General features: G+C 70.7%; 4 protein-coding genes. 2 read left to right on the top strand and 2 right to left on the bottom strand.

Annotation, left to right across the window (positions count from 1 at the left end; genetic code table 11):
- Window positions 1-19: 19 nt before the first annotated feature.
- Window positions 20-8,842 (bottom strand): SdrD B-like domain-containing protein, encoded by an 8,823-nt coding sequence (locus O9280_RS13550; protein WP_298343790.1) that lies wholly within the window; start codon window positions 8,840-8,842, stop codon window positions 20-22.
- A 198-nt stretch (window positions 8,843-9,040) separates the two neighbouring features.
- On the opposite strand from O9280_RS13550, the gene O9280_RS13545 reads away from it, so the two are divergent.
- Window positions 9,041-9,952, top strand: coding sequence for a hypothetical protein (locus O9280_RS13545; protein WP_298343788.1), 912 nt, complete (start codon window positions 9,041-9,043; stop codon window positions 9,950-9,952).
- A 130-nt stretch (window positions 9,953-10,082) separates the two neighbouring features.
- Window positions 10,083-11,984, top strand: a complete 1,902-nt coding sequence (gene dxs / locus O9280_RS13540; protein ID WP_298343987.1) for a 1-deoxy-D-xylulose-5-phosphate synthase — start codon at window positions 10,083-10,085, stop codon at window positions 11,982-11,984.
- A 19-nt stretch (window positions 11,985-12,003) separates the two neighbouring features.
- Here dxs and O9280_RS13535 read toward each other — a convergent pair whose 3' ends face one another.
- Window positions 12,004-13,227 (bottom strand): cation:proton antiporter, encoded by a 1,224-nt coding sequence (locus O9280_RS13535; protein ID WP_298343784.1) that lies wholly within the window; start codon window positions 13,225-13,227, stop codon window positions 12,004-12,006.
- Between the last annotated feature and the right edge of the window lie 174 nt (window positions 13,228-13,401).

Below are 13,401 nucleotides of genomic sequence, written 5' to 3'. Positions count from 1 at the left end.
GAAGAGTGCGGGCGGCGCATCACAGGGCGCCTCCGTCGTTGCGGGCGCGCGGCTGTTCGGCCGGCTGGTTCGCGCCGTCGGTGGCCTGCTGGGGGGCGGCGGCGGGCTTGCTCTCGAAGCGCAGGCCGGGCTGGGCCGGCTCGCTCTCGGGCGCACGCACTTCGCCATTGCCGCGACGCGCGCGCACCTGCTCCAGCACGCGGTTCGAGCAGCTGCCTTCGATGAAGTCGGCGCGATGCAGCTCGCCGTTCTTCAGGTCGAGGAACAGGCTGTTCGCATCACCGAGGTTGCGGTTGCTGCTGGTCGTCAGCACGGCGCCGCGGGGCAGTGTCGATCCGTCGACCTTCAGCGTGGCGCTGCGCGGCTCGATGCCGCAATAGCTGTACTTGCCCTCGACGTCGGTGATGGCGAAGGTGCCGTCGCTGAAGTACAGGCGCACGCCCGGGATGCCGAGCTCCTCCTCACCCTGCAGCGAATCGCGGTCGCAGTCGACGAAGACCTTGCCGAGCACGCAGGCCTCGCTGGCGAACACGCCACCGGTGACGCGCACGCGGTACTGCGCTTCGTTCGAAACGATGCTGCCACCCACCGGCACCAGGGTGCCGGGCACCAGGCAGCCCGCGGTGATACCGCAGCCCACGGCGGTGGCGCGGTTCACGCCGTCGCCCTGCTGGCTGCCCACGCCGACGCGCACGCGATAGGTGACGACGCGCTGGCCGCCGGCCGGGATCGACCCGACGCTGAAGCCGAGGCGCGGGCCGGGTGCGCCGACCGGATCGGCGGCGGCGACGCCGTCGACGCGCGCGGTGCCGGCGATGTAGGTGAAGCCCGGCGGCAGCACGTCGAGCACCGAGAGCTGCGGCAGCGCCGCACCGGCGGTCTGGCGCACGGTGAGCGTGTACAGCACGGTGTCGCCGACCTCGGCGATCTGGCGGTCACCGCTCTTGCTGATCGACAGGCCCGGCGCGACGCGCGGGTCGAGCGGCAGGTGGTTGTGGACGATGTTCGGCGCGGCCGAACCGCTCGAGACCACCAGCCAGTACTGCGTGCCCGTGCCCGGAACCACCGTCGGCGCGGTGGCCTGCGGTTGCACGTAGAACGTGTTGGTCGGCCCACCCGGCGGATTGAGCGTGCCGGCCTGCGGCGGGATCAGCGTCGAGACGAAGGTGTGCGTTGGCGGCGGCGTGACCGTGAGCTGGAACGTGCAGCGCGCGGGCGCCGTCGGCGCGAACAGGAACTGGTAGAAGCCGTCCGCGCCCACCGTAATGGCGATGCTGCTGCCGCTGATGCGGTAGCCGCCGCCGGCCGCGTTGAGCAGCTGCGTGGCCGGGTCGAAGCCGGCACAGGTGCCGACGGGCGCCAGCGTGACCACCGAGCCGGGCACCGGCTGGCGGGTCACGGCGTCGTAGACGACACCGCTGGGATCGACCGGCAGGCTCTGTTCGACGAGCTCGCGGCCCGGGGCGAGCACCACTTCGATCTCGGTGATGCCGGCCTCGTTGCGGCGCACGCAGGAGCTCTGCGTGCCGCCGGCGATGGCGCCATCACGGTCGCAACGCGCCGGCGAGTTCGGCGTGGTTTCACCGTTCACCGGGAAACCCCACAGCACGCCGCCGGGCTCGCGGAAGCGCACCACGTAGGCGATGCCCGGCACGAGGTCGGCGAAGCGGTAGCGACCGTCCGGGCCGGTGGCCTGGGTGGCGATGACGCGGCTGGTGGCCGGGTCGACGAGTTCCACCGTCCAACCCTGCAGCGGGCGGTCACCGCCATCTCGGAGCGCGATGCTGCTGCCGATGTCGTACCAGACCGAGCCCGAAAGCGCGGCCGACTGCACGATCACCGTCGGCGTGCGGCAGGCGTTCTGCGTGATCGCCGGATCGCAGACCGGCAGCTGGCCCACGTTGCCATCGAAGGCGTCGCGCTCGGCCACGCTGGGGCGGCGGAACTCGGGTTCGCCGCCGCCACTCACCAGCACCGCGTTGTTCAGCGTGGTGCCGTTGGCGACGTCCGCACCGACCCGCACGGGCACGGTGATGGCGTTCGCGCTGGTCGACGCGGCACCGATGACGGTGCTGCTGCGGCATTCGAAGCGCTCGTCGTTCGCCACGCCGCTGCAGGTCCAGCCCGTGCCGGTCGGCGCCGCGGTCAGCCGCAGGCCGGTGGGCAGGCGATCGCGCACGAGGATCTCGCCCACGGTCGGACGCTGGCCCTGGTTGCGCACGCGGATGGTGTAGCTGCCCGCGGCATTGGTGGCGAAGCGCGTCGGCGTGGCCGACTTGCTCACCACGACGTCCGGCGACGGCGGGCCTTCCTCGCGCGGGGCGCTGAGGCAGTCGGCCGTGGCGGCCGGGTAAGCGACGACGCGGGTGATGGTGAACGCGACCGCAGCCTTCGGCGAGGCGGGCTCGCTGGCACCGGTGTTGAACTGCACCGCCGCTTCGAAGGTGGCGTTCGGGCGAACACCGGTGAAGCCGTCGTCGCCCGCCACCCAACGGCCCTCGGGCGAAACCACCCACGCCGGCCAGTCGGTGGTCACGCCGTTGGCATCGAGTACCACGCCCGGCCACGGCAGTTCGCCCTGCAGGGCCTGGCCGTCGAGCTGGATCGGCGGCGACAGCGCGCTGTCGTTGCCATTGCGCCAGCGCAGCTGCAGGCTGCCCGGCACGATGAAGTCGCCAGTGACGCGGTAGCGAAGGAAGGGCGTGTCGGCGCGGCAGAACGGCGTCGCCTCGAGCTCCACGGCCGGCAGCTCGCCGAAGTTGTTTTCCACCGAGGCCACGCCTGCACCGAGCACGATGCCGGTGATGGCGCTCGGCGTCGTCGACACCGCGGATGCCGTGCCGCCGGTGCTGCCCGCGACAGTGCGCCCGTTCACGGTGCCCGTCGGCTGCGTCGGCTCCGTCACCGTGTAGGTGCCCGGCAGCAGGCCGTCGAAGGCGTAGCGGCCGTCCGCACCCGTCGTCACGCTGCGATTCACCGCTGCGCCGTTCGCGTCGATGCCGGTCAGCACCACGGTCACGCCGGAAAGGAAGGTCTCGCCGGCATCGATGACACCGTCGTTGTCGCGGTCGAGCCACACGCGGCCGGCGATCGACGCGTTGTTCGGGATCTCGCCGAAGTGGTTGTCGTTCGAGGCGCTGCCCGGCGTCGTCAGCACGATCGGGGTGATCGCACTCGGCGTCGTGGCCGGCCCGGTGGCCGTGCCGCCCGCGCTGCCCGGCGTGGTGATGCCGTTGGCGGTGTTCGCCGGCTGCGCCGGCTGCGTCAGGGTGTAGATGCCCGGACGCAGGTCGGTGGCTTCGAAGCGACCCTGGGCGTCGGTCGTCACGTCGCGCGAGACCGGCTGGCCGAGGTCGTTGGTGCCGGTGATGCGGATCACCTGCGTGGCGATGCCGCCCTCACCGGCATCGATGACGCCGTCGTTGTCGTTGTCGAAGTACACGCGGCCGCGGATCGCAACCGGCAGGGTCTCGGAGAAATCGTTGGCGGTCGACACCACGCCCGCGCCCAGCGTGATCGCGCTGATCGTGCTCGGCGTGCTGCCCGCTGCCGAGGCCGTGCCGCCCGCGCTGCCAGCGAAGGTGCGCGCGTCGAGCGTGCCGGTGGGCTGCGTCGGTTCCGTCACCACGTAGGTGCCGGCGAGCAGGTCGTCGAAGCGGTAGGTGCCATCGACCAGCGTCGTGGCCGAGCGCGAGACCGCGCCGTTGGCGTCGGTGCCCGTGAGCTGGATCACCACGCCGGCCAGCGGGCCTTCGCCCGGGTCGCGCACGCCGTCGTTGTCGGCATCGAGCCACACGCTGCCGGCCAGCGCGCCGAGGCGCTCGCCGAAGTTGTTGCCGGTCGAACCGGTGGTCGCGAGGTTGGTCAGCGTGATCGTGCCGCCCGGGTTCTGCGTGCCATTGCCGTAGCCGGTGGGCTGGGTTTCGACGACGCGATAGTTCTGGCCGGCCACGAGGTTGTCGAAGCGGTAGCCGCCGTCCGCACCGGTGGTCTGCGTCAGGGGCGCCGGATCATCGCCATTGCCGAACACGCCGTCGGCACCCGCGCCATCGAGGCGCACGGTCACGCCCTGCAGGCCGCCGTTCGGCCGCGAGTTGACGGTGCCGGCATCGGCTCCGCCGTTGTCGAAGCTGCCGTTGTCGTTGCGGTCGAGGTAGACGAAGCCGCTGATGCCGGTCGATGAGTTGAAGACCTCGCCGAAGTTGAAGACCGTGCCGTCCGCGCCGGACGAGAGGTCGATGCCGGTGATGCGGTCGGTGCCCGCCGTCGGGGTGTCGCCCGCTGCCGCGCAGCCGACGCAGGCCGCGCCGCCGACGAGGCCGGGGTTCACCGCGGTCGGACGGTTGATATAGGTGCCCGCCGGGCCCGGCAGCGGCTGCTCGAGCACGTAGGTGGCGAGCGGATCGAGGCCGAGCGCACCGAGGTCGAACTGGTAGGCGCCGGTGCCGTCGGTGGTGGCCGTGGCCAGCACCGTCGCGCCCGCGGCATCGAGCAGGCGCACGGTGGCGCCGCTGATGGCGGGGTCGGTGCCCGCATCACGCACGTTGTTGAAGTTGCCGTCGACGTAGACGAAGCCGCGCAGCAGCGGCTGGCGCACTTCGGGGAAGTGGTAGCGCACGCCGGCCTCGTCGGTGCCGACGACCACGCCGGTGTAGGCCGAGTTGCCGGCCAGCGCCGGGCGCTGGTAGGCCGGGGTGCCCGCCGTCAGCGAGGGGCCGGTGGCCGTGCCGAAGGCCGGCGGATCGACCGGACCGTTGGCGAAGCCCGCCGGCTGCGTCTGCGTGACGGTGTAGCCCGCCGCGTCGGACGGCGCGAGGTTCGCGAACAGGTAGTTGCCGCTCGCGTCGGTGGTGGCGGTGACGCCCGAGAGCACGTTGCCGTAGGCGTCGGTGCCGGTGAGCGTCAGCGTCACGCCGGCGATGCGCGGCTCGGTGCCGGCGGCCTGCGGCGTGCCGCCGTTCGCGCCGGCGCGGTCGCGGTCCTGGAACACGGTACCGGCGAGCGTCGCGCGGGTCACGTCGGTGTCGCGCGTCGTGCCGTTGTTGCCCGGGGTGGGGTCGATCTGCTCGGTGGCAATCGCGGCGCCGTTGGTCACCGTCGTGCGGGTGCCCGTCGCCGCCGGCGGGTAGGCCACCCACTCGGCCGGGATGATCACGCGCACGCGGCCGGGGGTGCCGGTGAGGAAGGTCAGGTCGCCGACGTTGCAGGTGAAGGTCTGCGAGCCCGACGCCACGGTGAAGGGGATGGCCGCCGGCGGCGCGCAGGTTCCACTGCCGTTGGCGTCCGGGAAGGCGCCGGCGAGCGTGTCGCCAACCTTCTGCCAGGTGGCCGGGCCGGTGACGCGCAAGCCGATGGGCAGGCTGTCGGTGACGACGGTGCCGGTGCCGTTCAGCGGATTGGTGCCGGAACGATCGCGCGACAGCGACAGGCCGGGCCCGTTGTTCCTGCCTTCGACGACATAGAAGAAGGGCTGGCGCAGCGTCACGCTCGGCGTGTTCGCCGGCAGGGCCACCGTCGGGTCGGCGCTCGGTGCCGTCAGCACGGCGAACTTCGTCACCGACAGGTCGGCGCGCGAGCGGATCGTCGTGTCCTCGGCATCGGTGTTGTTGCTGAGGTCGGTGTCGGTCTCCGCGGCCACGGCCGTGGCGGTGTTCGACAGCGTGTCGCCGGTGCCGTTCGGTGCGGACTCGTACTGGAACGCGAGGAACAGCTCGGCCACCTGGTTCACGCCGACGACACCATCGACGTTCGGGGTGAAGCCGGCACCCGGCATCACGCAGGTGAAGCCCATCGCAACGCCCGTGCTCGGGTTCACACCGACGTTCTGCGTGCATCGGGCCGGGACGAACGGCCCGGAGGACGACGTGGAGGCACCGAGGTAGCGCAGCGTCTTGCCGGCCGGCGGCGTGATGGTGTCGGTGATCGACACGCTGCTGGCCACCGAAGGGCCGAGGTTGCGCACCGAGACCCGGTAGGTGATCAGGTTGTTGCTGAAATCGCTGGGATCGAAGCCGACCGGATCGACGAGATCGGTCTTGTTCGTCAGCAAGTTGATCTGGTCGGCCGTCAGCGTCAGCGTCTCGCTACGCTCGTCGTCCGCCGCACCCGTCACGCTGTTGTATTCCCAGGCGCCCTGCGCATCGCTGCCGCTCGAGCTGCCGCTGCCGAAGGTGAAGTCGCCCACCGCGGTGTACGGGCCAGCAGCGCCGAAATTCGGGCGCAGGGTGATCTGCAGGTTCTGGCCGTTCTGGTTCGCCATGTCCAGCGCGCCGCAGGTCACGGTGATCGTGCTGGCCACGCCGGTGGAGTTCGCATACGAAGTGCCACCCGCGCCAGCCGCCGTCGTCACCCCCGGACCGGTGGCCACGTTGCAGGCGGTGGCGCCGCTGTTGGCGAGGTTCGTCAGCACGAAGCCGGTGTCGTTGGCCGGCAGGCCGATGGTGGCGCGATACACCACGCCGCGGGCCACGGAAGGCCCGGCATTGAGGTAGTCGATGCGGAAGGTCGAGTTCACGCCGACCTGGCCGGTGGTGCTGGGCGTCACGACGTTGGCCGTGGTGCGCACGTTGGACACGCGCTCCACCGTGACGTGGTCTTCGGCCGTGTTGTCGGAGAAGTCGCCGTCGCCGACCGCGCCGGCCACCGTGCGGTCGACCGCGACCACCGCCGTGTTGCAGAACGCGTTCGGCTGGGTGGCGCCATTGCAGGTGGCGTTGTTGCCCGCGCTGTCGTTGAGCGGGCGCTGCACGGTGATGCCGATGGTCGCGCTGGCGCCTGAGGCGAGGGAGGTGGCGTTGGAGCGGCAGGTGGCCGTGCCACCCGCCATCGCGCAGCTCCAGCCCGGCGCGCCGGCGAGGTCGAAGCTCGGGGCTGGCGTCGTCGGCGTGCTGGTGCGGAAGCCCGGCAGCGGGTCGGTGATGACCACGCCCGTCGTCGCGTCCGGGCCGGTGTTGGTCACCGTCAACGTGTAGGTGACGCTGGATTCGCTGGTCGAAACGACCTTGTCGCCCCCGGTCGGGGTCGACGTCACCTTGGCGAGCACCAGGTCGGCGCTCTGCGTGGTCGCCGTGGTGCCACTGCCCGGGCCGGCGCAGTCATTGCTGGTGTTCGGGTCGAGGTCCGGGCCGGGCGTCACCGGCTCGGCGCTGCCGCCGCTGCCGCCGACGCAGGCGGTGTTGACGATGTCGGTGTCCGCGGCGACGGCTTCGGTGGTGATCACCAGCGCGTTGCCGCCATTGAGCGTGGTGCCCACACCCACCGGGTAGGTGCCGGTGTAGGTACAGGTCACGACCTGGGGCGCGCCAGCGGCGGCGCAGCTCCACGGACCGCTGGACGAAACGAAGCTCTCGCTGGCTTCGAGCGCGTCGGTGAGGACGAGGTTCGAGCTGACCACCTGCGGGCCGTTGTTGCGGACGACGATCGTCGAATTGACGCGCGAGGCCGCGCCGGCGCCGATCGTGACGATGCTGCGGTCACGCGACTTGCTGGTGATCTGCAGGTCGGCACCGTCGGGCAGCACGGTCAGGTTCACGCTGCCGCTGTTGTTCGGCAGGTTCGGGTCCGGCGTGGCCGAGGTGATGGTGCCGGTGTTGGTGAACACCTGGCCGGTGCCGGGCACGCCCGTCGCCGTCGTTGCGGTGAACACGATGTTGTCGGTGGCGCCCACCGGCACGCTGGCGCGCGTGCAGTCGAGCTGGCTGTTGCCCGCGCCGGAGAACGCGCAGACCCAGTTCGGGCTGGAGGTGATAGCGACGCCGCTGAAACCGGCGGGCAGCGTGTCGCTGACCACGGCCGAGGTCAGCACGCTCGGGCCGGCGTTGCGCGGCCGCAGGGTGAAGGTGACGGTGCTGCCTTCCACGACCGGCGTCGCCGAGACCAGTTTGGTGATGCTGGCGTCCGCACCCGGATTCACCGCGGTGTTCGCGATGGCGGTGTTGTTGTTCGGGTCGAAATCGGGCGTGGCGCCGCCGCCAATGGTGTCGACCACCGCGCTGTTCGCCACGCTGCCCGAGCCGACGTTAACCGTGGCCTGGTAGGTGAACGAGGCCGACGCGCCATTCGCCAGCGTGGCGGCACGGGTGGCCGTCAGCACGCCGCTGACATGCGAGAAGATCCAGCCGGCGCCGGTTGCGCTGCTGGCCACATAGGTCGTCGAACTCGACAGCGTGTCGCGCACGCGGACGCCAACCGCGTCGTTCGGGCCGTTGTTGGTGACGTTGATCGTGTAGGTGATGCGGTCGCCACCGTTCACCGGGTCCGGGCTGTCCGTCTTGGTGATGGCGAGGTCGGCACCGTTGGTGACCGTGGTGGCCTGCGAGCTGTTGTTGTTCGCGGTGTTGGTGTCGGTGCCGAAGAAGGGGTCGCCACCCGCGAGCGGCAGGGCCGAGGCCGGCGGCACACCCACGCCGATCGCGCCGCGCAGCGTGACGGTGCCCGCGACGGTGGTCTGGAAGCGCAGCTGGAAATCGACGGGGCTGCCCGGCGTCGGCGCGGCCAGCGTGCCCACCAGGGTCCCGTGGGTGCAGACCACCTGGGCCGGCAGACCAACGCGAAGGCTGCAGTTGCCCGGCAGCGACACCGGCGTCGTGCCCACGGGCACGTCGAACACGGTCTGCACGTTGGCGATGCTGTCCGCCGCGCTGTTCTCGATCCGCACGTCGTAGACGATCGTGCCGCCGGCCGGGGTCGGGTCCGAGCCGGACGGGGCCGGGCTCTGGTCGTCGCGGATGAAGGCGAACTGCAGGTCGTAGGCAACGGCGGGCGAAGCGGCCAGGGCGGCAATCAGGACGAGAGACAGCGCGCGAGCGACGCGGCCGAAGACGGCCACGAGAGAAACGGGCATGGAGGACACCGGACGGTCACCGCGGGACGAGTGCCGTGCTGAGTATGGGGAGCCCCCCCGGTGAAGGCAATTAAACACCTGTGAACCGTCAATCCACCTGAAAAATCGATTGCCGTCACGGTTCATGGGCCGTTCGTTCGTTGCCCCCGCAGGGCTGCCCTCGGGATACTCCCGGGCAGCTTCCTCACGGAAACCGCCATGCCCCGACTCAGCTTTTCCGGCTTCGACCGCGCCGACGAGGCCAATGCGCGCGCGCTGTTCGAGCGCCTGCACCTGGGCGACTGGGCGCTGTCCGACGAAGCGGGCGCCGACGCCGTCCTGATCGACCTCGACTCGATGTACGGCCAGATGGCGTGGATGAAGGGCTTCGACGCCGGGAAGGTCACTATCGGCCTCACCCAGGCCCTGCGCGCCGACACCACCCACCGCATCGACGCGCCATTGAGCGCCGAGGCCTTGCAGGCCGTGCTGGCCGCCATCGCCGGGGGCCACCCGGCCGCCGCAGCCACGGTCGAAGCGGAGGTGCACGAGCCCACGGCCGCCGCCGCGACGTCATTGGCGTCGGTGTCGCCGCCGGTCGCGACCACCACCCCCGAGGCCCCGGTCGTCATGGCGCCGATGCCGGCGAACCGGTTGGCCGCGCGCCTCGCCCGCGCCACCGGCCCCTTCGCCGTGCAGTTCGGCGACCTCCCGCGCCTCGTGATCGACCCCGCCTCGCAGCAGTTCGCGCCAGGGAAATCACTGAAAGCCCTGATCGACTACGGCCACGCTGAAATCGCGGCCGAGTCGGTCGAAGCGCTGGACCCGGAAACCGCGGCCACGGCTCTGCGCCAGGCCGGCGACCCACAACCCTTGTCGCGCCTGACCTGGCTGCTGGCCCTCGGCGGTGGCGGCGGACGGCTGCAGGACCACGCCCCGGGCACCCGCTTCCAACTGGGGAAATGGCCACAGGCGGAACGCGAGTTCCCGAAGCACTTCCGCATCGCCACGGTGATGCTGAAGGCCCCGGCGACGCTCACCGAGATCGCCAGCGCCTCCGGGGCGAGCGAGGCCGACGTGGCCGATTACATTAATGCCGCCCTCGCCGTCGGCCACGCCAACGCGGCGTGAGCCGGGCCGAAGACCGGCGCCGCGCGCCCTGACGGCGCCCCCGCCGGCCTGAATCCCGCCCCATCGTCGGCTTGCCCCCCCTCCCCCCGCGGGCGGACAATTCGCGACCGAATTGTTGCCGATGCCTGCGATGGACCCCCAGCGCTACCCGCGCCTCTCCCGCATCACCCTGCCCGCCGACCTGCGCCAGTTCCCCGAAGCGGAGCTGCCCGCCGTCGCCGACGAGCTGCGCGCCTATCTCATCGAATCGGTCGGCCAGAGCGGCGGACACTTCGGCGCCGGGCTTGGTGTCATCGAACTCACCGTCGCCCTGCATTGGCTCTACGACACGCCGAACGACCGCCTGGTGTGGGACGTCGGCCACCAGACCTACCCGCACAAGATCCTCACCGGTCGCGGTGAACGCATCACCAGCGTGAAGAAGAAGGGCGGCGTCGCGCCGTTCCCGAAGCGCAGCGAATCGGTCTACGACACCTTTGGCGTGGGCCACAGCAGCACCAGCATCTCGGCCGCGCTCGGCATGGCCACGGCCCTGCAGCGTGCCGGCGACGCGCGCAAGGTCGTCGCGGTGATCGGCGACGGCGCGATGACGGCCGGCATGGCCTATGAGGCCCTGAACCACGCCGGCGGCATGGACCCGGAACCCGATGTGCTGGTGGTGCTCAACGACAACCGGATGTCGATCTCCGAGAACGTCGGCGGCCTGACCAAGATGCTCGGCAAGCTGATGTCCTCGAACACGCTGAACGCGGTTCGCGAGGGCGGCAAGAAGATCCTCGGCGACAAGCGCAAGAGCCCCGCGGCGCGCTTCATGAAGCGCTGGGAAGAGCACGCCAAGGGCATGTTCGTGCCCTCGACGCTGTTCGAGGAAATGGGCTTCCACTACACCGGCCCGATCGACGGCCACGACCTGCCGGCGATGCTGCAGGCGATGAAGCTGCTGAAGGGCAAGAAGGGCCCGCAGCTGCTCCACGTCATCACCACCAAGGGCAAGGGCTACGAGCGCGCCGAAGGCGACCAGATCGGCTACCACGCCGTCTCGCCCTTCGACCCGGACCTCGGCGTGGTCAGCAAGGGCGGCGCCAAGAAGCAGACCTACACCGACATCTTCAGCGACTGGCTCTGCGATGCCGCGGCCGCCGAACCCAAGCTGCTCGGCATCACGCCGGCGATGCGCGAAGGCTCGGGCCTGGTGCGCTTCAGCAAGGAGTACCCGGAACGCTACTTCGACGTCGCGATCGCCGAGCAGCACGCGGTCACCCTCGCCGCCGGCATGGCCTGCGAAGGCGCAAAGCCGGTGGTGGCGATCTATTCCACCTTCCTGCAGCGCGGCTACGACCAGCTGGTGCACGACGTCGCCACGCAGAAGCTCGACGTGCTGTTCGCCATCGACCGCGGCGGCGTGGTCGGCCCGGACGGCGCCACGCACGCCGGCAACCTCGATCTGTCCTTCCTGCGCTGCGTGCCGCATATGGTGGTGATGGCCCCGGCCGACGAGGCCGAATGCCGCGCCATGCTGACAACCGGCCTGCGCCATGAGGGCCCGGCCGCGGTGCGCTACCCGCGCGGCACCGGCCCCGGCGTGGCCGTGCCCACGACGCTCGACACGCTGCCGATCGGCAAGGCCGAGGTGCGCCGCAAGGGCAAGGGCGTCGCCCTGCTGGCCTTTGGCGCCCTGGTGCCCGTCGCCGAACAGGTCGGCGCGGAGCTCGGCCTCACGGTGGTGAACATGCGCTTCGTGAAGCCACTCGACCGCGAGCTGTTGCTCGAGCTCGCCGCCACCCACGAGGGCTTCGTCACCCTCGAAGACAACGTGGTCATGGGCGGCGCGGGCTCGGCGGTGCTGGAGCTGTTCGCGCAGGAAGGCGTCATGAAGCCCACCCTGCTGCTCGGCTTGCCCGACCGCTTCCAGGACCACGCCGCGCGCGAGGAGCTGCTGGCCGAAGCCGGCCTCGACGCCGCGGCGATCCGCGCCACCGTGCTGAAGCGCTGGCCGGCGCTGGCCACGCCCGAGCTGAAAGCCGCGGGCTGAGCCCCGCGGGTCCGCCGGCTCAGTGCCCGGCGGACTTCATCGCGTCAGGAATCCCAGCGGCGCCGTAGCGCCGCCGCACCATCGGGATCGTCAGCATCGTGCTGGCCACCGCCATCAGCAGCAGCGCAGTGAAGGCATCGGCCGAAATGATGCCTTTATCGAGAAGGATGGTCGCGAAGATGATCTCGATCAGCGCCTTGGTCTGCAGCAGCCAGCCGATCAGGTAGGCCTCGCCGGGCTTCCAGCCGAGGATCTTCGCGGCGATGGTGATGCCGAGGCGCTTGCCCAGCACCGAGGCGACCAGCATCACGCCCGCGGCGATGAACACGGCGCTGCCGCCGGCGTCCCACTCGGTGCGCAGGCCGGTGCTGAGGAAGAACACCGGCATCATGAAGACCAGCACGGTGTTGCGGACGAGATCGAAGCGCTCTTCCGCGAACCAGTGGCGGTCGATGATGACGCCGGCAAGGAAGGCACCGACCATGAAGTGCAGGCCCGCCGCATCCGAGCCCAGCGCGCAGGCCAGCAGCCACATCAGGCCCAGCGCCCAGCGGTCGAATTCGCCCACGCGCGCAAGGCCGCGACGCACGAGCGGCGCCAACACCGCAAAGGCGGCGAGGAAACCGATCTGGTGCAGCAGGCGGTCGCCGTCGACGAGGATAAGGGCCAGCACGATCCAGATCGCGATGTCATCGAGGCTGGCGTAGCGCAGGACGCGCTGCCCAAGCGGCGTGCGCAGGATGCCGAGCTTTTCCATCAGCAGCATCAGGATCGGCAGCGCGGTGACCGCCGCGCCCATGCCCAGTGCCGCGACGAATTGCAGTTCGCTGGCCTTCGGCCCGAGCAGGCCGGGCATCCACTGCAGCAGCGCCCAGGCCGCGGCGGCACCGACCAGCAGCGGCATCACCATCGCCAGCCCGGCGGTGACCGCCGTTTCGCGGCGACCAGCCCAGGCCGAGCGCAGATCCAGCTCGATACCGGCCAGCCACAGGAAGATGATCACCGCCCACCACGCGAGGCCGTTGAGGTTGGCCACCACGATCGGCTGGAACAGCTGTTGATGGATCTCGGGGAAGGCCGCCCCCGCCACGCCCGGCCCCAGCAGGATGCCGGCGACGATCTGCACCACCACCAGCGGCGCGATGTCCTCGGTGCGCGCGAGGCGCCACACGAGCCACGGCAGGGCGAAGATGCCGAGCATCACCATCAGGAAGGCGGTCTTGGGGTGGATCAGCTCGGCCATGGTGCAGTGGAGGGTCCTTGGAGAGGCGCCATCCTAGGGAAGGTCTGAACAATCCGCCGAACCCTCGTGATTCCGCGGCTTGAAGGCCGAAATCGCGTCAATCCGGTCGGAATTCCACGTTTTGCCGCGCCGCCAGACGGGTTTCCCCGTCCAGCGGACGCAGTTATCCCGCCG

The sequence above is a fragment of the Silanimonas sp. genome, assembly GCF_027531545.1.
Classification (GTDB): domain Bacteria; phylum Pseudomonadota; class Gammaproteobacteria; order Xanthomonadales; family Xanthomonadaceae; genus Silanimonas.
The sequence above is the reverse complement of the archived record's forward strand: the minus strand, read 5'-3'. Positions and strand labels throughout refer to the sequence as shown.